The organism is Streptomyces olivaceoviridis, assembly GCF_014650115.1.
GTDB classification, from domain to species: Bacteria; Actinomycetota; Actinomycetes; order Streptomycetales; family Streptomycetaceae; genus Streptomyces; species Streptomyces olivaceoviridis.
Window position 1 is genome coordinate 26,122 of record NZ_BMUI01000034.1, and the last position, 22,296, is coordinate 48,417.

Here is a 22,296-nt window from a genome sequence, read left to right on the forward strand (position 1 = left end):
AGGAGAACAATGACGTACGACTACGACATCGGCATCATCGGCGGCGGCCCGGCCGGTTCCACCGCCGCGTCCTACCTGGCCAAGGCCGGTCTGTCGGTCGCGGTCTTCGACAGCGCGTTCTTCCCGCGGGAGCACGTGGGCGAGTCCCTGGTGCCGGCGACCACGCCGGTGCTGCTGGAGATCGGCGCCATGGACAAGATCGAGGCGGCGGGCTTCCCCCGCAAGTACGGCGCCGCCTGGACGTCGGCCAACGCGGACGACGTGGACCCGCTCGGCTTCCAGGTCCACGACCACGGACTCGGCGCCGCCGATGTGCTGTTCAACGAACGTGACCAGCTCGGTGTGGACCGCGACTACACCTTCCACGTCGACCGCGGCCGGTTCGACCACATCCTGCTCAAGCACGCGGAGAGCCTGGGCGCGAAGGTGTTCTCCGGGGTGCGGGTGCGCGGCGTCGACTTCACCGACACCACCCGTCCGGTGCTGCGGGCCGCCCTGGGCGGGACGACAGCGGAGGTGCCGGTACGGATGGTCGTCGACGCCAGCGGACGCGGCACCCTGCTGGGACGGCAGCTCAAGGTCAAGGTGCCCGACCCGGTCTTCAAGCAGTACGCCGTGCACACCTGGTTCGAGGGACTCGACCGGGAGGCCCTGGCGAACGACGACAACCAGGCCGAGTACATCTTCATCCACTTCCTGCCGCTCACCGACACCTGGGTGTGGCAGATCCCCATCACCGACACGATCACGTCGGTCGGGGTCGTCACCCAGAAGGCACGGTTCAGGGAGGGAAAGGACGACCTCGAAGGGTTCTTCTGGGACTCGGTGGCCAGCAGGCCCCTGCTGCACGACGCACTGAGGAAGACCGTACGGGTGCGCCCCTTCAAGGCCGAGGGCGACTACAGCTACGGCATGCGCAAGGTGTGCGACGACGGGATGGTGATGATCGGCGACGCCGCCCGGTTCGTCGACCCGATCTTCTCCAGCGGAGTCAGCGTCGCCATGAACAGCGCCCGGCTGGCCTGCGCCGACATCATCGCCGCCGCCGAGGCAGGCGACTTCAGGGCCGCCCGCTTCGAGAACTACGTGACCAGACTGCGGCGCGGGGTGTCCAACTGGTACGAGTTCATCTCCATCTACTACCGCCTGAACATCCTGTTCACCGCCTTCGTCCAGGACCCCCGCTACCGCATCGACGTGTTGAAGATGCTCCAGGGCGACGTCTACGACGACCAGGAGCCGGTCGCGCTGACGGCGATGCGCGAGTTCATCGCCGCCGTGGAGGCGGACCCCGGCCACCTCTGGCACCCGCTGCTGGGCGACATGAAGGTGTCCCTCAGCTCCCGGGCGCTGTTCTGACCGCGCCGTGGGCGGTCATGTTCGACATGGACGGAACGCTCGTCGACACCGAACCCCTGCTGCACCACGCCCTGTTGGCGGTGCTCGGCGCGGCGGGCGTGCCGGCCGCGGCGATCCGGCCGGAGGAACTGCGCGGGCGTGCCGTCGCCGAGAACCTGACCCGGCTGCGCGGCCTCATGCGCTCACCCATGACCGAGCAGGAGCTGTACGCGCGCGTCAGCGGCCGCGTACTCGACCGGCTGCGCTCGGGGATCGCCCCGCTGCCCGGAGCCGCCCGCCTGCTCCGGGCGCTGCGGCGGGCGGGCGTCCCGTGCGCGCTGGTGTCGTCGTCGTACCGGGCGATGGTGGACGCCGTCCTGCCCTCGCTCCCCGCGGCCGTGTTCGCGGTGACCGTGGCCGGTGACGAGGTACGGCACCCGAAACCGGACCCCGAGGCGTACCGCACCGCCGCGGACCGCCTCGGCATCGTGCCGGGCAGGTGTGTGGTCGTCGAGGACTCGCCCGCCGGGCTCCGGGCCGGCCGGGCCGCGGGGTGTGTCACCGTCTCGGTCACGCCCACGGAGGAACCGGTGGCCCTCACCGTGCGGGACCTGTCCGCACTGACCGTCGAGCGGCTCGCGCGCCTGGTGGGCGCGGGCGCCGCTGCCATACGACCCCGAGAAAGTGGTGCACCGATATGAACGGACCCGAACCCTCGCGCACCGGACAGGGCACGACGCCCACGAGCCACGGCCGGGGTCCGGCATGAGGCCGGCCGACGTGTTCCTCGCCGGGCTGGGCTGCTGGCTGCCCGCCCCCTACCCGGCGTCCGAGGCGGTCGCCGCGGGTCTGTACGACGCCACGGCGCACACCGAGAGCGGGCTGCGCGGCGTGCTGGTCGCCGGGCCCGAGTCACCGCCCGACATGGCCGTACGGGCCGCCCGGACGGCGCTGGACCGCTCCCCGGGCGGGGCCGCCGCGATCGGCACGGTGCTGCACGGCGCGACGTTCTTCCAGGGGCCCGAGATGTGGTCGCCGACGGGGTACCTGATGCGGGAGCTGGGCGTCACGGGGGCCGGGGGCACGGAGATCCGCAACGGCTGCAACAGCATGCTCACCGGTGTCCAACTGGCCGCGGGCCTGCTGCCGTACCAGCCGGACGGCCGGCCGGATATCCTGCTGACCACGGCGGACAACTTCAACTCGCCGCTGTTCAACCGGTGGGACAGCGGACCGATGGGGGTGATCGCCGCCGACGCGGCCAGCTCCGTCGTGATCAGCCCGGCCGGCGGCTTCGCCCGGGTCGAGACGGTCGTCTCCCGGGTCTACCCGGAGTTCGAGGGGATGGCGCGCGGCGACGAGCCGCTGTTCCCCCCCACCGGGTCCGCGGGCCGCCGGATCGACACGGTGGAGCGCGCCCAGCGGTTCAACGAGCGGGTGCGCGAGGTCGGCGGGACGAGTGTCGCCGACGGCATCGCGAGCGCCTGCTCGGAGACGGTGTTCGCCGCCCTCGACGAGGCCGGGGTCAAGGCCTCCGAGCTGCGCTGGGTGCTGGTGCCCAACGGTGACGAGGCGACCACCCGCACCTGCGTCATGGAGCCGCTCGGCCTGGACGTCTCCCGGTCGCAGTGGGAGTTCGGGCGCGGGGTCGGGCACGCCTCGGCCAGCGACCAGTTCATCGCCCTGGAGCACCTGCTGAGCACCGGGCGGCTCGACCCGGGCGACCACGTGCTGCTGTTCGGCGGCGCACCGGGGTGGTCGGCCGTGGCCGTACTCCTGACCATCTGCGAACTGCCCTCCTGGACCCAGGGGTTGGGGATGCCGACGTCGATGCGGATGTCGATGGCGACGGGAGGTGCCAGGTGACGGCGCAGCAGCAGGACGGGGCCGCTCCGGGGGCAAGCGGCGTGGAGGCGGTGGCGTCGCAACCGGCGACTTCGAAACCGGTCACCTCCGGGCCGGTCACTTCGGGGCCGGGTGCCGTGGAGCCGATCGCGATCGTGGGGATGGCGTGTGAGTTCCCCGGGGCGGACGGTGTCGCCGCGTTCTGGAAGATGCAGCTCGACGGGGTCGACGCGACGTCGGACCTGCCGGCCGACCGGTTCCCCATCGACGCGTTCCACGACCCCCGCCCGCGGACCCCCGGCCGGATCGTCAGCCGGCGCGGCGGTTTCCTGCCGGACATCCGCGGCTTCGACGCCCACTACTTCGGCGTCTCCGGCCGCGAGGCGAGCCACATGGACCCACAGCAGCGGCTGCTGCTGCAGACCGCCGCCGCGGCCGTGCGGGACGCCGGACTGACGACGGACCAGCTCGCGGGAAGCCCGACCGCGGTCGTGGTCGGACAGCGGACCGCCGAGTACTGGGACCTGCTGCGGGCCGCCGGGGCACTGGACATCTACGCCAACACCGGCACGTCACGCAGCGTCCTGTCCGGGCGCCTGTCGTTCTTCTTCGACCTGCGCGGCCCGAGCACCTCCGTCGACACCGCCTGCTCGTCCTCGCTGGTCGCCGTCCACCAGGCGTGCGCCGCGCTGCGCGCCGGGGAGGCCACCCTCGCCCTGGCCGCCGGCGTCAACCTGGTGCTGTCGCCGGAGGAGAGCATCACGTTCTCCCAGGCGGACATGTTGTCCGCGGACGGCCGGTGCAAGTTCGGCGCGGCCGACGCCGACGGCTTCGTGCGCAGCGACGGCGTCGGCGTCGTTGTCCTGAAGCCGCTGGCGCGGGCCGAGGCGGACGGCGACCGGATCCACGCGGTCATCCACGGCTCGGCGGTCGAGAACGAGGGCCGCAGCAGCGGATACCTGATGACCCCCTCGGGGACCGCTCAGATCGACGCGATGCGGCACGCCTGCGCGCGCGGGGGCATCGAGCCGCGCGCCGTCGGCTTCGTGGAGGCGCACGGCACCGGCACCCCGGCCGGCGACCCGATCGAACTGCGCGGGCTGGACGCGGTCTACGGCAGCGGCGCGGGCCGCTCGGCCGCGGACCCGCTGCTGGTCGGCTCCGTGAAGACGAACATCGGGCACACCGAGGCGGCCGCCGGCATCGCGGGGCTTATCAAGGCGGCGCTGTGCGTGGCGCACGGCGTCGTCCCGCCCAGTCTGCACAGCGGCCGGCTGACCGACTCGGTGGACTGGGACCGCATGGCGCTGGACATCCCGCAGACCGCCCGCGAGTGGGGCGGGGACGGCGCCCCCCGGTACGCGGCGGTCAGCTCGTTCGGCATCTCCGGCACCAACGCGCACGTCGTCCTCGGCGAGCACCGCCCCGCGCCCGTGCCGCCGACGGCCGGCGAGCCGCGGCCGTACCTGCTGGCGCTGTCCGCCCAGACGCCCGCCGCACTGCGGGAACTCGCCGCGTCGTACGCGGACTTCCTCGCACCGGACGGGGCGGGCCGCCGGCACGCGCTGCGCGACGTCAGTTTCAGCACGCTGACCCGGAGCACCCACCACCGGCACCGGATGACCGTGCTCGCCTCGGACCACGACCAGGCCGTGGCGCAGCTCCGCGCGGGCCGGCCGGTCGTCGCCGCCAGGCCCGGCGCGCGCTTCAGGACCGTCTTCGTCTTCCCCGGCCAGGGCTCACAGTGGTCCGGGATGGGCCGTCGGCTGCTGGACACCTCCGCGGTGTTCCGGGAGACCCTGGAGGAGTGCGACCGGGTCGTGCGCGCCGAGTGCGGCTGGTCGGTGACCGAACGCCTGACCACCACCGACGAGGCGGACTGGCCGATCGACGTGGTGCAACCGCTGCTCTGGGCGGTCGAGGTCGCACTGGCCGCGCTGTGGCGGTCGTGGGGGGTGGCGCCCGACGTGGTGATCGGGCACAGCATGGGCGAGGTGGCGGCCGCCTGCGCAGCGGGGGCGCTCACCCTGGCTGACGGCGCGGCGGTGATCTGCCGCCGCAGCGCTCTGCTCAGGAGGATCGCCGGCACGGGATCCATGGCCGCCGTCGACCTGCCCGCCGACGAGCTGCGGCGGGAACTCGCCGACGTTCCGGACGTGGACGTCGCGGTGAGCAACGGCCCGCGGCGCACCATCGTCTCGGGCAATACCCCGGCGGTGGAGAAGGTGCTGGAGGCGCTGTCCGAACGGGGCGTACTCACCAGGACCGTCAAGGTGGACGTGGCCTCGCACAGCAGTCATGTCGACCCGCTGCTGGAGGAGTTGCGGACCGCGCTGGAGCCGGTCCGGCCGCGCGCGGGCCGGGTACCGCTGCGCTCGACGGTGACCGGGGAACTGCTCACCGGCGCGGAGCTGGACGCGGAGTACTGGGTGCGCAACCTCCGCGACGAAGTCCGCTTCCACGCGGCCGTCGACTCCGAGACCGCGTCCGTCCCGGCGGCGGCCGTCGTCGAGATCAGCCCGCACCCCATCCTCGGCGCGGCGGTCAGGGAGTGCCTGCCGGAGGCGCGCACCGACGACCTGGTAGTGCCGTCGCTGCTGCGCGGCACCGACGACCTGACCGCGCTGCTGACCTCCGTCGGCCAGCTCCACCAGGCCGGATACCCGGTGCGCCCCGACGCGCTGTTCGAGGGCCCGGCCGCTTACGTGGGGCTGCCGCCGTATCCCTGGCAGCGCGCGGAGTTCTGGTTCGAGCCCAACGGCGCGGACGGCCCGCCGCGTGCGGCGGTCGTGGCCTCTGCGAACGCTGCGGCAGGCACGACCGGCGTGACCGGTACGGCAGGCGCGACCGGTGTGAAGGCTGCGGCGGTCGGGGCAGGCGCGACCATCACGGCGGACGTCCGGGGCGGGCACCCGCTGCTCGGTACGCACGTGGTCCTCGACGACGGTGCGCACCGCTGGGAGGGCCCCGTCGACCTGGAGCGCAACGCCTATCTCCTGGACCACCGGATGCAGGGTCTGGTCATTCTGCCCGGCACCGCGTACCTGGAGCTGGCCGTGGCCGCCGGCACCCAGGTCGCCGGCACCGGGGTCGTCGTCGAGGACGTCCGCTACGACAGGGCGCTCTTCCTCACCGCCGGGGCCCCGCCGCTGCTGCGGGTGACGCTGCGGCCCGCCGGGCGGGGCTGGGCCTTCGACGTCGCCACCGCCGACGCCCCTGTTCACGGCACCGCCCCCGACTGTGGATGGACCCTGCACGCGCACGGCCGGATCGGCGTGGCAGCCGCCGGAACCGGCCTGCTCGACATCCCCGGGGCCACTCCCCGGCAGATCGCCGCACGGTTCCCCGACCACCTGACCGGCGCCGAGTTCTACCGCCGGTTCGCGGCCCGCGGCAACGACTGGCACGGCGTCTTCCGGGGCATCGGGCAGGTGTGGCGCGGTGGCGAGGAGGCGCTGGCCGAGATCGTGGTGCAGGGCGGCCTGGCCGGCGACGAGTCGCACCACGTCCATCCGGCGGTGCTCGACGCCTGCGGACAGGTGCTCGCGGCCACCCTGCCCGACTCGGACGAGCCGGGCGAGCAGTACGCCTTCGTCCTGGGGTCCATCGACGCGTTCCGCCGGTACGGGCCGCTGACCGGAACCCTGTACAGCCATGCGGTACGGCGCGAGCTGACGGCCGAGTCGTTCAGCGGTGACGTCGTCGTCCGCGACGAACGGGGCACGCCTCTGGCCGAATTCCGCGGCCTGCGGATCCGCTGGCTGGTACGGCGGGAGGAACCCGGCCCGCCGACCGACTGGCTCTACCGGCCGCGGTGGACGCCGGCCGCCGCGCACCGGGCGCCGGCCGCACCGGCCGCCGGTGCCTGGCTGGTCTTCGAGGACGAGGACTTCGGGCCGCGGCTCACACCGGCGGCGCCCGGTGCGCGGATCGCCGTACGGCCCGGGGAACGGTACGAGCGCGGTGCCGACGGGACGTACCGCATCGACCCGTCGCGTCTCGACGACTACGCGCGGCTGCTGTACGAGGCCGGCCGTGACCACCCCGGAGGCATCGCCGCCGTGGTGTACCTGTGGGGCCTGCGGGCGGCGCGGCCGGTGGGGGCGGTGCCGCTGGGCCTCGCCGGCGCACTGCAGCTGGACCAGGCGTTGTCCACGGCACGCCGGGACGGCCCGCTCCCCCGGCTCGTGCTCGTCACCCGGGGCGCCGAGACGGTAGTGGACACGGACGTGGCGCCGAACCCGGACCAGTCCACCGTGTGGGGCTTCGGGCGTACGGCGGCGAGCGAGCTGTCCGTCGTCCGGCACACCCTCGTCGACCTGGACCCCGCCCGGGGCACGGAGCAGACGGCGGAACTGGCCCGGGAGATCGCGGCCGGCGACGGGAGCGAGGACCAGATCGCGCTCCGGGCAGCCGGACGGTACGTCCTGCGGCTGCGCCGCACATCACCGACGTCCGGCCCCACCGGCGATCACGGCTCCGGCTCCGGCTCCGATTCCGATTCCGGTTCCGGTTCCGGTTCCGGTTCCGGTTCCGATGGTGACGTCACCGAGGTCGTGCCGGACCGCGACCGCCGTTCGGGCCCGGTGCGCGTGGTGGCCGCGGCGCGGCCTCCGGCCGCCGACGAGGTACAGATCGCCGCGGCGTACGGCGGGGTCGGCTTCCGGGACGCACTCCAAGCGGCCGGGGCCTACCCGGACCCGGACGACGACGGCCGGCTGGGCTGGGAGACCGCCGGAGTGGTGACGGCGGTCGGCACCGGCGTACGGGGCCTGGCCGTGGGTGACCGCGTGGCCGCCGTCGCCCACCCGGGTCTGGCCACGCAGGTCCTCGCCGACCGCCGGCTGACCCACCGCCTGCCCGACGGGCTCTCCCTCGCCGAGGCCGCCACCGTGCCGATTGCCTATCTGACGGCGTGGTACGGCCTCATGGAACTGGCCGCGCTCCGCGAAGGGGAGAAGGTCCTCATCCACTCGGCCACCGGCGGCGTGGGTCTCGCCGCGATCCAGGTGGCCCGGTGGCGCGGCGCCGAGATTCACGCCACCGCGGGCAGCGCGCGGCGGCGGGCCCTGCTGCGCGGCATGGGCGTCGCCCATGTCGGCGACTCCCGCGGGGACTTCGCCGGTCCGCTGCTGGCCGCGACCGGCGGCACGGGGGTGGACGTCATCCTCAACTCGCTGACCGGGGAGGCCGTCGACCGGAACCTCGGCGTGCTCGCTCCGTACGGGCGCTATGTGGAGCTGGCCAAGCGGGACCTGGTGGACGGCCGCCCGACCGGTCTCGGCGGCCTGCTGCGCAACGGTTCCCTCCAGGTCCTGGACATCGCCGCCCTGTGCCGCGAACGTCCGGAGCGGGCCGGGGCGCTGCTCGGCCGGGTGCTGCGCCTCATCGCGGCCGGTGAATTCGCGCCCCTGCCGGCCGAGGTGTACCCGCTGGACGCCGTCGGCCAGGCTTTCGACGACGTGCTCGGGGCGCGCCATGTCGGCAAGGTGCTCATAGACCTGCGGACGGCCCCGGCGCAACCGGCGGCCCCGCCGGTCCCGGCGTCCCCGGCCCGGATACGCCCGGACGCCACCTACCTCGTGACCGGCGGTGCGGGCGGCATCGGCTCCGAGCTGGCCCGCTGGCTCGTCGCGCGCGGCGCCAGGCACCTGCTGCTCACCGGCCGCTCCGTGCCCGGCCAGGCCTCGCCGTCGGGGGGTGGCGTCACCGCCCTGCTGGAGGAACTGCGCGGCCAGGGCGCCGAAGTGCAGTACGCGCCGGTGGACGTGGCGGACGAGCGGTCGATGCGCCGGCTGGTCGAGAACCGCGGCGCGGCCGGCCGGCCGGCGGTCCGGGGGGTCTTCCACACCGCCGGTGTGTTCATGTACAAGCCGATCAGCGACACCACCCTGCGGGATCTGGAGGCCGTGCTGCGGCCCAAGCTGGAGGGCGGCCGGGTGCTGGACCGTCTCTTCGACACCGCCGCCCTGGACCACTTCGTGCTGTTCTCGTCCGGGAACGCCCTGCTGGCCTCACCGAACGTCGCGGCGGGCGCCGCGGCCAACGCGGGTCTCGACGCGATCGCCCGCGCCCGGCGCGCCCGCGGTCTCACGGCGCTCTCGGTCAACTGGGGATTCTGGACCGACCGGGGCATGGCGGCGAGGGCGGGCACCGAACTCGGGCGGAACCTGATCCCGCGGGGCATGACCGGGTTCACCTCCGCGGCGGGGCTCGCGGTGCTGGACCACCTGCTGGCCACGGGCGCCGGGGACACCCTGGTCATGCCGGTCGACTGGGCACGGTGGCGGGTCACGTACCCGGCCGCGGCGGCCTCCCCGTTCCTGCGGGACGTCATCGACGACGCCCCCGCCTGCCGACCGCAGCCCGCCGCCCGGCCGACCCCACCGCCCCCGCCGCTGTCCCCCATCCCGGAACGGGTGACCGGAACAGACCGTACGACCGGCGCGGACCGTACGAGCGGCGCGGACCGTACGACCGGCGCGGACCGTACGAGCGGCGCGGACCCTACGAGCGGCGCGGACGAGGCGACCGGCACCGACTCGACGGCCGGTACGGCGGCGGCGCTGTTCCGGGCCAGGGTCGCGGCCATCCTGCGCGTCGACGCCGAACACCTCGACCCGGACCTGGATCTGACCAGTCAGGGTCTCGACTCGCTGATGGCGGCCCAGCTGCGACAGGAGGTGCAGCGCTCGCACGGCGTGCTGCTGCCGGTCGGCAAGATCCTCAGCCGGGCGACACTGCGCGAGCTGACGGATCAACTGCTCGCCACGGCGCCATCGGAATGACAGCGCGTCCGGATCGTGGCCGGCGCTCCACCGGCCACGCCCGGGACACGCCGGGGCAAGAACGCCACACCCGACCGGGGACCCCGGCCCGGGACGCTCACCTCGGGCCCGGTCCGCGGTCCGAACGGTGACCGCGCCTGCGGTCGTGCCATCCGAAGACCCTCCACACCACGAACATGCGGCACATGCCGAAAAGGGGATGCCGGTGGGCAACGACTCCATGGTCACTCACGTCGTCGCGGCGCTCGCGCTGGTCATCACGGCCTCCTGGGCCCTGGGCGCAGCGGCCCGCAAGCTCCGTCAGCCGCCGGTCATCGGGCAGTTGCTCGCCGGTGTCGCGCTCGGCCCGAGCCTGCTCGGCCTGGCACCCGACGGGGTCTACGACACCCTGTTCCCGGAGCAGGTCAAGCCGGTCCTGACGGCGCTGGCCCAGGTCGCGCTGACCCTCTTCCTCTTCGCCGTCGGCTATGAACTCGATCTCCGCCAGCTCCGCCGGCACGGCACGGTGACCAGCGTCTCGCTGAGCGGGTTCGCGATCCCGATGGTGCTGGGGGCGGGCCTCGTCACGGTCCTCCCCGGCAGTTTCCGCGCCGCCAACGGCGGCCGTCCGATCGACGCCACGTTCACCCTGTACATGGCGGTCGCGCTGTCCATCACGGCGGTTCCCGTCCTGGCCGGCATCATCAGGGATCAGGGGCTGGCCGGCAGCATGCCCGCCACGATCGCGATGGCCGCCGCCGGTGTCATCGACGCTCTGAGCTGGCCGGTGCTGGCGGTGTGCCTGAGCGGCGGCGAGGACGGCTCCATGCGGGGCTGGCTCGCCAGGATGGCGCTGCTGGCGTCTTATGTGCTGGTCATGGTGTGCGTCGTACGGCGCGCGCTGGTGTGGTGGAGGGACCGGCCGGGTGCCCTGATGACCGACCCCGTCCCCGTCGCCGCCGCGCTGGCGCTGGCCTCGGCCTGGGCCACCAGCGCGCTGGGGCTGCATGTGATCTTCGGTGCGCTGCTGGCCGGCATCATCATGCCCCGCCGGCTCGACGGGGTGCCGGACGACCAGGTGCTGCGTCCGCTACAGCAGACCGGGGGCCTGCTGCTGCCGGTGTTCTTCACGATCTCGGGGATGTCGGTGGAGCTGAGCGGACTGCGCGCCTCCGACCTGCTGCTCCTTCTGGTGCTCTGTCTCACCGCGGTGGTCGGCAAGGTGGCCGCCGGTTCGCTGTCGGCCCGGGGCAGTGCCCGGCTGCCGTGGCGGGACTCACTGTTGATCGGCGTCCTGCTCAACACCCGGGGCCTCACCGAGCTCGTCGTGCTCGACGTGGGACTGCGGGCGGGGGTGATCGGCCCGCGGCTCTACGCGCTGCTCGTCATCATGGCCCTCTTCACCACGGCGTCCGCAGGCCCGCTGATCGGCCTCCTGCACCGCCCGGCGGCCACCTCCCCGTCCCCGCCGAAGGTGACGGTGACGGCCCGGCGGTCGCCCGCCCCGGGTCCGGCCCCGAGCGGGGGTCTGCCACAAACGCCAGGGCGACGCCGCAGGCATAGGGGCAGGTAGCGGGCGCAGCGGTCGTGTCACCGAGGCCGATGCCGCGCTCCGCCGGCGCCTGGGCCACCAGGTCGGCGCCGTCCTCGCGCCCGTTCACCGAGGCGTGGTCGGGCAGCGTCGTCCAGGAGCGGACGAGGTGGGCGCGGTGCCGGTACGCTGACCCAGCAGGAGTGGTTCGAGGAATCCCTCGCCCTGGCCCGGAGGTTCGCCCCGGCCGGCGACCTGCGAGCGGTGGCCGCCGAGCACACCGTGACAGAGCTGGGCGGTGACCTCAGGGGCCGGTGCGCGGCGGCGCAGGACATCCTCGCGGTGATGCGTCGGGTACTGGAGAAGGCCATGGCGGAACGGCTGGGTGTGCCGCTGGGCCGGGCCGCCCGCGAGGCACTCAAGGCGCAGCTGACCTGGCTGGCCTACCTGGGCGCCTGTGTCGTCGTCGGTGCCGGGCCCGCCGAACCCGTACCGGGCGGCGAGCGGGCCCTGCCGGGCGTCAGGCTGGACCAGGGAGCGAGGATCGCCGACTGGTTGCGGCTGCGACTGGCAGCGCTCGGCGCACCGGGACGCGGGCGGGCCGATGAGAGGTGACGCGCTCGTCCGGCGCACGCGGGAGCCGTACCAGCGGCCGTGACGCTCGTGGGCCCACCGCGCGCCGGTCGTCCGGCGGGATCTGGCGTCCGGACGTGGCTCAAGACAGCATGGAGAGGGGAAGAATGGACAACAGGGAACCGGCCGAGCCGCCCGCCACTGTGGCACCCGCGACGCTGTACGACCTCGTCGCGGCCACCGCGCGCCGCCACCCCGGGGCGATCGCCCTGGAGACCCCGGCCGACCCGCCCATGACCTACCGAGAACTGATCGGCGCGGCCGAACTGCTGAGCCGGTTCATCGCGGCGGCCGGCGAGGGTGAGGTCCCGGACCGGATCGGACTGCTTGCCTCCAAGAGCGCCCGCACCTACACCGCCTACCTCGCGGTGCTGGGGCTCGGCGCCACCGTCGTCCCCCTCAGCGCCTCCGCCCCGCCGAGCCGCGTCCGGTCGATCGCCCGCGCCGCCGGCCTCACCCTGATCCTGACCGATGACGTCTGGACCGATGACGTCCCGACCGAGAGGGCCACGGCGCCGGCCGAGAACCCCGGCGCCAGACCCGGCCTCCGCCTGCTGCGGATACCGGACCCGCGAACCGTGGCGGACCTCCCCCCCCCCGGTCCCCCACCGTCCGGCGCAGGACACCGCGTACATCCTGTTCACCTCGGGCAGCACCGGCACGCCCAAGGGCGTGCCGGTCTCGCATGCCAACGCGCTGAGTTTCGTCACGCACAGCCTCCAGCGGTACGGGGTGGGCCCAGGCAACCGCATGACACAGAACTTCGACCTCGCGTTCGACGTCTCCGTCTTCGACCTGTTCGTGGCCTGGGGCTCCGGAGCCACCCTGGTCGCACCCGGCCCGCAGGACCTGCTGCACCCGGTCCGGTGGGTGAACGAACGGGCCGTCACGCACTGGGCATCGGTGCCCTCGGCCATATCCACCGCGCTGGGCCAGCGCGAACTGCCGCCGGACAGCATGCCGACGCTGCGGCTCAGCCTGTTCCTCGGTGAGCAGCTGACGGTGGAACAAGCCCAGGCGTGGCGGCGGGCGGCCCCGGACGGAGCGCTGGAGAACGCTTACGGCCCGACCGAACTGACCGTGTTCGTCAGCGGCTACCGGCTGCCCGACCGTATGGAGGACTGGCCCACCACCGCCAACCGTACGATCCCCCTCGGACGGGTCTACGACCATCTGGAGGCGGTCGTCCTCACCGACGGGCGTGACGCCGACGAGGGCGAACTGTGCGTCCGCGGCCCACAGCGATTCGCCGGCTACCTGGACCCACGCGACAACACCGGCCGTTTCCTGACCTTCCGCCAGGGACGGTTCAGCCCGGCCGAGGGCCCCGTGCCCGGCCCCGACGACTGGTACCGCACCGGGGACCTGGTGTGCCGGGACCAGGACGGCACGCTCACTCATCTCGGCCGGCTCGACTCACAGGTCAAGATCCGTGGCCACCGCGTCGAACTCGCTGAGATCGAGGGCGCCCTCAGGCTCCAGCCCGACGTCGCGGAGGCCGTCGTGCTGGCACGGCCCGGCCGCGCCGGAAGCCTGGAACTGGTCGCCTACTACACCAGCCTGCCCGGACACCGTACGGACCCGCGCGCCCTGCGGACGCACCTGGCCCGCACCCTGCCCACCTACATGATCCCGCGCCGCTTCACCCTGCTCGGTTCCCTGCCGCTCACCGGGAACGGCAAGGTGGACCGGCTGGCCCTGCGAGATTCCTGAACGGCCGGCGGGTCCGCCGGCCGGCACGGCCCCGGCTCCGTCCGGGCCGTTTCCGGGCGGCCCACGGTTCTGAGCTCATGATCACCTCCTGTAGAGAGGTAACTGGCAATGCAGCCCCTTCACGACAGCACGGAAGGTTCCGTCGCCGGACCGCCAAGTGAAAGCATCCACGGTGTCTTCGCGGCGACGGCCGCTGCCCGGCCCCACGCGCCGGCGCTGCTCCACCACGGCGAGCAGATCGGTTACGGCCTGCTCGACCGTGCCTCGGACGCGTACGCCGCCCGGCTCGCGGACCATGGCGTCGGCAGAGGCGACCTGGTGCCGGTCCGCCTGTCCCGGAGCCCGGAACTCGTCGCCGCCGTGCTGGCCGTGCTCAAGCTCGGGGCGGCCTACGCGCTGATCGACGAAAGGTGGCCGGCCGGCTGGGTAGCGGATGTGCTGACGCAGTTGGACGCTAGAGTCCTGGTGGCCGCCGAGGCGCCACCCGGGGCCGACGGGCCGCCCGTCGCACTGTGGACGCCGCCGCCGGGCGGCCTGGCGTCCGCCGCCGGCAGCGCGCCGGGCTTCGTGCCGGCAAAGGTGTCAGGGCACGATCCGGCCTGCGTCTTCTTCACCTCCGGCACAACCGGACGGCCCAAGGGAGTGCTCTCCCCCCACCGGGCGACCACACGGCTGTTCCGACCGGGCACCTTCGCGCGCTTCGGCCCCGGCACCGTGATGCCTCAGGCCGCGCCTGTCCCGTGGGACGGCTACTCGCTCGAACTGTGGGCGGCACTGCTCAACGGCGGCGTGTTCCTCATCGTCGACGAGCGACGTCAACACCGTCTGGCTGACCAGCAGCCTGTTCAGCATGCTGGTCGACGAAGATCCGACGTGCCTGCGCGGGCTACGGCAGGTGATGACCGGCGGCGAACGGCTGTCCGTACCGCACGTACGCGCGTTCCTCGCCGCCCACCCGCACACCACCCTGCTCAACGGCTACGGCCCGGTGGAAAACACCGTCTTCGCCACCGTCCACCGTATGGTCCCGCAAGACTGCGAACGACCTGACGGCATCCCCATCGGCCGGCCCGTGCCGGGCACCCGCATCCACATCCTGGACGGCGAACGACAGTGCCGGACAGGCGAGGTGGGTGAACTGTGCGTCGCGGGGGACGGACTCGCCCTGGGCTACCTCGGCCGCCCCGAGCTGACGGCCGAGAAGTTCACCACGGTCACCGTGGACGGCCGGGCCGTCCGCGTCTACCGCACCGGCGACCTCGCGCACCGGGACGAGGACGGCCTGCTCCACTATCACGGCCGGGCGGACCGCCAGGTGAAGATCCGCGGCCACCGCCTCGAACCCGCGGAGGTGGAAGCGCAGATCGAGCGGTTGCTGCCCCAGGTGCGCCGCTGCGCGGTCCTCCCCCTGCCGGACGCGTCCGGCGCGTACCAGACGCTCGCCGCGTTCTGCCGACCGCACCGTCCCGGCGACCCGCTCGACGGAGCACTCCGGCAACTCGCGCCGCACCTGGTCCACTACCACCTACCCGCCCACCTTCTGTCCGTCGACGACTTCCCGCTGACGCCCAACGGCAAGCTCGATGAGACCGCGCTGCTAGCGCTGCTCCGACGGCGCGGCGACCGCGCGGCGACCGGGACAGCACCGGCCCCGGCCGGCGACGGCACGCTCAGAGAGCTGGTGACGCGCACCTTCGCCACGGTCCTCGGTCTGCCGGACGTCCCGCCCACCGCCGACTTCACGGCGCTCGGCGGCAGCTCGCTCGACGCGGGACGCGTCTGCGCCCGGCTCGCCAGAGACCTCGGCCATCCGATCCCGGTCTCCGCTCTGCTGCGTGCCCGCACCGCCGACGCCCTGACCCGCTGGCTCCGGGAGCACGGGCAGCCTCCCACCGACACCCCGGCCGGTCCGGAGCCCGACGGCATACCCCTGTCCCCCACCCAGTCCGGCTTTCTCATCCAGTACCTCCGCCACCGCGACAGCCGAGAGGCGCACTGCCTCGCGGCCTGGCTCGTCGAAGGCCACCTGGACCGTCACGCGCTCGACGCGGCTGTCGCGGACGTGCACCACCGACCCGCAGCGCTGGGGGCCGTGTACCGGATAAGCCGAGGCCGTGCCCTCGGCATCCCGGACGCGGCCCCGGCCCCCGAGGTCACTACCCTCACCGGCCACGCCACCGTGCAGGGTGCCCTGGTCTCGGTGCGACACGCCCTGGACGCGTCCCTCGATCCGGGGCACGGGCCACTGTGGCGCGTCGTCCTCGCTCCAGCGGGGCCGGCGACCTGGGTGCTGGGGTACGCCGTCCATCACATCGCGTTCGACGGCTGGTCCGAGGCCGTCCTCGCAGCGGACCTGGCGACCGCGTACAACGCCCGCCGGACCGGCCGCGGGCCCGAGTGGCCTCCTGTCCCCTCCGCATGGGAAGCACACACGCTGCGAGCCGCGCAGCTTGGCTCGGCCCCGCCGATGCCCAGCGCGACGAGGTGGCCGCCCGACTGCGCGGAGTACCGGAGCTGCGTTTTCCCAGCAGCACGCAGGGCGCCGCGACACCCGTGCTCAGGACCGAGATCGCATTGGAACCGGTGGTGGGAGCGGGGGTGGACGCGCTCGGAGCATCCACCGGTCAGACACGTTTCGCCGTGCTCCTGTCCTGCTACGCCCGTGCTCTGGCCGCGACCACCGGCCAGGACGACTTCGGCATCGGTGTCCCGGTGGCCCAGCGGTTCGACGCGCGGCTGGAACAGACCGTCGGCTGCCACATCGGGACGGTCTGCGTACGCGTCACCCCACGACTGCTCAGCAAAGACCCCGCCATGTCGGCGGTGGAGTCAGGACGGCTGACGCGCGAGGCCCTGGCGTGCCAGGACATCGGCATCGACGAGGTCGTCCGAGCGGTAGACCCACCCCGCTCCACCCGGGCGCCGTTCTACCAGACCCTCTTCGTCCTCCAAGACAACGCGCCGCCCGTGCTCCCGTTCGACGGATGCACGGCGCGTTACCACCGACTGCCGTACCTCGACGTCCCGTCCGAGATCCAGACGGAGGTGTGGCCCGCACCGGACGGCGCCCTGCGCCTCGCCATCACCTCCCGCGGCGCGGCGGTCGCCCCGGCGTTCGCCCGCCGGCTCGCCACGACTCTCGCCGGACTGATCTCGGCCCTCCCCTGGGCGAGGACCCATGACCCCGCTCACCGCCCTGGAAGAGGGTGCCCGGGCACACGGAAGCCGCCCCGCGCCACGACTCGCGGTACCGCATGTTCACCACACATGGTGAACATGCACCCCCGGCTGTCGAAGCGGCTGCGCCGTGAACCTGGATGAGCACACAGACCTCGTGGTGGCGTCGAGGCATGCCTGCGCGGTGACTCGGCGCGCTCCTTCGAGAGCTGATCCACGAGTCCCAGCCTCGCTCGTCGCCGGGACGCCGGTGTGGAACAGCGGCAAGCGGTTCGTAGGGCTGGACAAGGCCCGCAGCCGGGGCCCGCCGGCGCGGGACTCGGTCTCTCCGCCGCGCGCGGCCCGACCGCAGGAGAGAAACGGACCTGGCCGAGCCCTACCGGGAACGGTTCGTTCCGCTCGCCGCGGCTCCCAGGGGCTGCTCACCCCTGGTCTGCGCGTACCGGGCACACGTCAGGGACGCTTGCAGCGTTCGCACCACTGTCTCGTTGTACCGGGCGAGGAAGTAGAAGGGCCGCGCGGCCGCCACCGCGGCGTCGGCCGACACGAAACCCCGGTCCATGGCGGCTAGTTCGAGATCGTCTGTCGGAGTATCCCAGTACGAGGCGAGCAGCTCCAGGACCCGGGGGCGGGGGATCGTGTCGATACGCAGATCGGGACGAACGCCGTGGACCTGGTCGTTGACCTCCTGGGCGTGCCGCACGAGCTGCCGGGCCGTGTCGCAGACGGGTTCTTCGTCCAGGAGTGACAAGGCGTTCTCGTCCCAGGGCAGCCTCAGGGCGGTGCGGCAGGACCTCACCAGAGCGGTGGCCAGCTGCTCGGCCAATGGCAGGCCGGTCTCGGCGGAGGTCAGCCACTGGTCCAGGAACCGGAGCCGCTCACGGTCCGCGGGCAGCCGGTAGAGACCGTGGTGCGCGCCGTGCCGGACCGCCCGCACCGCCGCCGTGGCACCGTCTGGGCGGTGTTCCCCGCACTCCGCGGCACACAGCGAGGCCAGGGTGCCCAGCGTCGTGTCGCGGTGGTACACCGGGTAGTCGGGGGCGAAGAGCTGGCAGGCGCGCAGCAGGCCGAGCGCGCTGGTCCGGGCCGGGTACCGGTCTCCGGGGGCGGCGCGGGTGGCGAGCTGCCAGGCGTAGAGGAAGGACGTCCGGTGCACTGTCACCGGCGGGGGTTGGACAACGGCCTCGTCGGACGGGTCGCTCCGCAGGTGTTCCAGCAGGGTCAGGGCGTCTTCGCGCTTGGGATCCTCGCGGTGGGCGAGGCAGTACCGCTGGAGTTCCCGGACCGTCGTCGGCTCCAGTCCGGCCTCCGCGCCGGCCTCGGCCAGGGCGCCGTAGGAACGCCAACCGTATGGGCGCCGGGAGAACACGGTGACCAGCCGCTCGGCTGTGGCGGCATCGCAGACGCCGCGTTCGGCGGCCGCGGTGAAAGTGGCCCGCATGCACACGAGCGGCTCTGAGAGCGGCCGGTAGCCCTCGTCCTCGGGAGCGTGCAGCAGGGTCACCTCGTCGTCGGCCTCCAAGCGGCCGTCCCGGAAGTCGGCGTAGATGCGCCCGATGCCCCGCATGCCGAAACGGTCCAGCTCGGCGGCTCTGAGTGCGCCCATGCTCGAGGCACCCAGAACCCGCACCCCGCGGCTGATGAGATCCAGGATCTCCTTGTGCCGCACGGACCCGCGCTGATGGAAGTAGCCGTCGACGATACCGACCACGTCACCAGCCCGTGCGTCGAGGCGCCCGAGATCGCCCGCGGCGACCGGCGGCAACACTTCGATGCCGGTTCCCGCGACCCGCTCGGGAGCGTCCGGCAGACTCGGGCCGACGAAGCAGTACGTCTTTGTCATGAGCAACTACCTTTTTCCTCATCCGAGGCGGGACCGGGCCGGGCCGGCACAGGTGACGACCGGTGCCCGGCTCAGTGACCGGTGTCGCTGAGCGTTCCCGGACACACCACATGGACGACAGGGATACCGATGTCCGGGTAGGTGAGATCGACGTAGAGCGGTGGCCGTCCTGTCACCGACTCGATCCGGCCGGCCAGATGGAGTGTCTCGTCACTCAGACTGCGGAGCGGAACCGAGGCGATGGAGGTGAAGTCGATCCCGCCTCGGGCGCCGACCGGTGCGACGGGAGGGGCCGGCGAGCGGTTCACCGAATGGAAGTGGGCCTCCCGGTAAGGGGTCTGGCCTATGTCGTCGCGTGCTCCCGCGATCGCCGTCGCCCGGGACTGGGCCGCCTCGGTGAGCGCCCGACTCAGCGCCACACCCACGTCCAGATGTGTTCCAGCGCCCCCGAAAGGTGTCGGGAAGGCGGGACTGGTGATCGTGACGTCGAAGGTGGGCACGCGGAAAGGGCTGGCCAGGGCACGTACGGTGACGTGCACCCCCGCCGCCTCGAAGAGTTCCAGGAGACGGCGTGCGGGGGCGTCGTCGACGGTTGAGAGATCGACCGGCTCCGCGGTGCCGTAGCGTCTGGCACGGGCGGAGGCGTCCCGCTCGATCACCTCGTACATGCCGTGCAGCAGCGCTTCGTCCAGTACGTTCCCGCTCGCCAGCCCGTTGCTGGTGGCCCGGAACGCGGCCGGGGTCCAGCGGCCGGTGACGCAGGCGTCCAGACGCAGTAGAGAAGCGGGTACGTACGAGGCGCCCTGTCCGTCGATCCGCGTGGCCGGGTACCAGTCGAAGCGGCAGTCGGGGCCGATGAAGTGGCGAGTGGCCAGGGGCAGCGCGTCGAGGGGGTATCCGAGGGCCGGCTCCATGCGTTCGACGGTGACGGTCGTCGTCGGCACGCGCGGATGCTCCGCATGCCACAGCTCGATGGCCTCCATGGCGGCCGAGACCCGGGCCAGCATGGCGCTGATGCCCTTCCCCTGGGAGACCGACAGGGTGTGAGCGTTGGGTCGTATCGCCTGGAAGACCGGTATGCCGATCTCGTCGAGCCAGGTGACGTCCGCGACGCGGGTGACGCCGCACCGTGACAGGACCGGCCGGATCCATTCCCAGGTCTCCTCGGCCGGCCGCGCTCGGTGGGTACCGGTCACAATCGCTTTGTCGCCGGTGGGCTGAGCGGGAGAGCCGGCCCGAGGCAGGAGCTGTCCCCGCATGTCAGCATTCCTCTTCTGTGAAGTCGGATTCCGTCAGGTCGCGGATTCCGTGGGGTGGGAGTCCGTGCAACCGGGGGGGCGGCGCAGCAAGGGAGCCGACCCTGTCCGAGCACGTGCACCGGGCCCGGACAGGGGAGGGTGACGGTCAGAACCCGCAGGCCTCTTCAGCCGGCTCACGGTCGTCGTCGGTCACCGTGACGGCGAGGTAGGCGTGCACCTCACGGGTCTCGGCGTCCTGGACGAGTTGGTCCAGCTCCGTGGCCGTGGGTATGGTCAGGGTCTCACTCATGGCTGTGTTCCTCCTGGCTTCATACGTGTGCGCGCTGGACGTCTCATCGCGTCCTTCACACATAGGTAGGACTCCGAGAGTCTTTCACTGTCCCGTGCCAACGAAACATGTATTGCTAAGTTTCTCGGCGGCGTGTGTCAGAGTCACCTTCGGGCTGCACATGTTCCGAGGGATCCACTACAGTCCCGGACGGAGGCAGCCCGCTGTCGGCTTCGAGGACTCACCAGGAGGCTTTCCCCATGAGTACGCTGTCCCCGCACGAGCTGGCTCTCCAGGCCGAATTCGACGACTTCTTCGCGGCGACAGCCGCTTCGGATCTCGTCTCCCGGCTGCACGCCGAGGCGCTGGGCGACGCCTGCCCCGTCGAAGTGGCGGCCTTCAGTTCCTGTGACTGGAACCTGCTGGGGACGGCTGTCCGCAGGCTGCGCATGCGGCCTGGCCAGCTCCTCGCCGACATAGGCTGCGGGACCGGCGGCGTGGGGCTGTGGCTGGCCCGCGCTCTTGCCGTGGACCTGATCGGAATCGACCTCTCCACGACCGCCGTCGAACTGGCGACGGCCCGCCGGTCCGATTTCGTGCCACCCGAACGTGCCCGATTCCTGGTGGGTACGGTGCGCGAAACCGGTCTGCCCGATCAGTGCGCGCAGGGCGCGGTCTGCGTCGACGTGGCCGTCGGCGCGACCGGCTGGGCAGCCGCTCTGGAGGAGCTGCACCGGATTCTCGTGCCGGGCTCCCGCGCGGTTCTCACGCTTACCGTGCGCCGGGACTCCCCCGCGGCGTGGGAACGGCGGGCCGAAAGCGCGGGTTTCGAGATCGAGGGCTTGGACGAGAGGCCCGAGGAACCACAGATGTGGCGCAGCCTCTACCAGCTGTGGCTCAGCCGCGAACAGGACCTGCGTCGTGCGCTCGGTGACGCCCGGGCGGAGACTCTGCTGAACGAGGCGAAAGAGGTCCTGCCCCGGCTCCAGAGCCATCGTTCCTTCCTGGTGACCCTGCGGCGCGCCCCGAGGTGAGGTCCGGCCCGGCACCTGCCACGCCTCCGGCCTCGCCACCTCCACCACGACCACCCACCACGGCACCGCCGAGGTGACCTGCTCCGCCACGGGCGGCGGGACGACGTCGCAGAGCAGGATCTCCGGGCCGAGAAGCGACCTCAGGACACTCCAGAGCGGGCCGCGGGCAGCGGGGCGCTCGGCGGCGACGGTCTGAGGTCAGCGTCGTGAAGGCGAGAGCGGACAGAACGACGCGACGCTCTCGATCCGCGGGAGCGCAGGCCCGGCCACCCGCGAGCAGAGCCATCGGGCTCCCTCTGGCTCTGATCATGTGTGCGCATCCTTTCTGCGTCACGTCGGTTGGGCCCGGGCGTGTTAGATCGGCACATGCCACTACGGTGGATCACCCGCAAAGGCCGGGCATTCGCCAAGCAGTGGTCAACTTCTGGCGATGACGCCGCGACGACGGTCTCCTCCCACCGGCGTTCGGCCCCGCGGTTTGATCTCACCGCGCGGGGCGGGTCGGACCGCGGGGCGGGTCAGTGGCTCGTGCGGTACGTGTCGACGATGGTCTGAGGGAAGATGCTGCCCTGGCGGTCCTTGCCGGCCGCCCTACGCAGGCGGTGAGTCTTGCACACTGTTTCCTCGCTGCGCCGACAGGCAACGCCTCAAGAGCCATATTTTCCGGTGGCGCACTGCTCGCATCTCACATGCGTCAGGTCTATGGCGTAGGTGTCGTCCGGCTCGCGATGGCCCGCCGGGCGGGTACCGTTCCGTCACATGGCAGGCACGGCTTGCAGGGCACGGAGCTTCGTCAGGCCCGTCGACGACCCCGAGCCGAGTCTGTCCGGGTTCATGACTCAGGCTCCCGGACACTGACACCTCACTCAGCCATCGACACCTCTTTCT

At 72.6% G+C, this 22,296-nt stretch carries 12 protein-coding genes and 2 pseudogenes; 11 read left to right on the forward strand and 3 right to left on the reverse strand.

What is annotated here, in order from left to right:
• Nucleotides 1-9: 9 nt before the first annotated feature.
• The 10 genes and pseudogenes from IE273_RS37410 to IE273_RS44140 all read left to right on the forward strand — a co-directional run bounded on the left by IE273_RS37410 (nt 10) and on the right by IE273_RS44140 (nt 17,148).
• Nucleotides 10-1,359 (forward strand): NAD(P)/FAD-dependent oxidoreductase, encoded by a 1,350-nt coding sequence (locus IE273_RS37410; protein ID WP_189819580.1) that lies wholly within the window; start codon nt 10-12, stop codon nt 1,357-1,359.
• Between the two features lie 17 nt (nt 1,360-1,376).
• Nucleotides 1,377-2,039, forward strand: coding sequence for an HAD family hydrolase (locus tag IE273_RS37415; protein WP_268257533.1), 663 nt, complete (start codon nt 1,377-1,379; stop codon nt 2,037-2,039).
• A 64-nt stretch (nt 2,040-2,103) separates the two neighbouring features.
• Nucleotides 2,104-3,204, forward strand: coding sequence for a ketoacyl-ACP synthase III family protein (locus IE273_RS37420; RefSeq protein WP_189819582.1), 1,101 nt, complete (start codon nt 2,104-2,106; stop codon nt 3,202-3,204).
• A 116-nt stretch (nt 3,205-3,320) separates the two neighbouring features.
• Entirely contained in the window at nt 3,321-9,971 is a 6,651-nt protein-coding gene (locus IE273_RS37425; protein ID WP_268257534.1) for a type I polyketide synthase, read from the forward strand.
• A 205-nt stretch (nt 9,972-10,176) separates the two neighbouring features.
• Complete coding sequence (locus tag IE273_RS37430; protein WP_189819584.1) at nt 10,177-11,523, forward strand: cation:proton antiporter; 1,347 nt, start codon at nt 10,177-10,179, stop codon at nt 11,521-11,523.
• A 222-nt stretch (nt 11,524-11,745) separates the two neighbouring features.
• A complete protein-coding gene (locus IE273_RS37435; protein ID WP_189819585.1) occupies nt 11,746-12,096 on the forward strand; it encodes a hypothetical protein in 351 nt (116 codons plus the stop codon).
• Between the two features lie 251 nt (nt 12,097-12,347).
• A pseudogene (locus IE273_RS44810) lies at nt 12,348-12,551 on the forward strand (AMP-binding protein); the annotation flags it as partial.
• Between the two features lie 49 nt (nt 12,552-12,600).
• Nucleotides 12,601-13,827: an AMP-binding protein gene (locus IE273_RS44815; RefSeq protein WP_268257535.1), complete on the forward strand. Its 1,227-nt coding sequence runs from the start codon at nt 12,601-12,603 to the stop codon at nt 13,825-13,827.
• Between the two features lie 108 nt (nt 13,828-13,935).
• Nucleotides 13,936-16,192, forward strand: a pseudogene (locus IE273_RS37445) (AMP-binding protein); the annotation flags it as partial.
• A gap of 53 nt (nt 16,193-16,245) precedes the next feature.
• The gene (locus IE273_RS44140) at nt 16,246-17,148 is read left to right on the forward strand and encodes a condensation domain-containing protein (protein WP_229887927.1); all 903 of its coding nucleotides are present in this window, start codon (nt 16,246-16,248) and stop codon (nt 17,146-17,148) included.
• Nucleotides 17,149-17,380: 232 nt separating this feature from the next.
• Here IE273_RS44140 and IE273_RS37455 read toward each other — a convergent pair whose 3' ends face one another.
• The 3 genes from IE273_RS37455 to IE273_RS37465 all read right to left on the reverse strand — a co-directional run bounded on the left by IE273_RS37455 (nt 17,381) and on the right by IE273_RS37465 (nt 20,395).
• Nucleotides 17,381-18,847: a TfuA-like protein gene (locus tag IE273_RS37455; protein WP_189819587.1), complete on the reverse strand. Its 1,467-nt coding sequence runs from the start codon at nt 18,845-18,847 to the stop codon at nt 17,381-17,383.
• 71 nt (nt 18,848-18,918) lie between these two features.
• Complete coding sequence (locus tag IE273_RS37460; RefSeq protein WP_189819588.1) at nt 18,919-20,043, reverse strand: YcaO-like family protein; 1,125 nt, start codon at nt 20,041-20,043, stop codon at nt 18,919-18,921.
• A gap of 208 nt (nt 20,044-20,251) precedes the next feature.
• Complete coding sequence (locus tag IE273_RS37465) at nt 20,252-20,395, reverse strand: hypothetical protein (protein WP_189819589.1); 144 nt, start codon at nt 20,393-20,395, stop codon at nt 20,252-20,254.
• Between the two features lie 239 nt (nt 20,396-20,634).
• On the opposite strand from IE273_RS37465, the gene IE273_RS37470 reads away from it, so the two are divergent.
• Nucleotides 20,635-21,408: an SAM-dependent methyltransferase gene (locus IE273_RS37470; RefSeq protein ID WP_229887929.1), complete on the forward strand. Its 774-nt coding sequence runs from the start codon at nt 20,635-20,637 to the stop codon at nt 21,406-21,408.
• Nucleotides 21,409-22,296 lie beyond the last annotated feature (888 nt).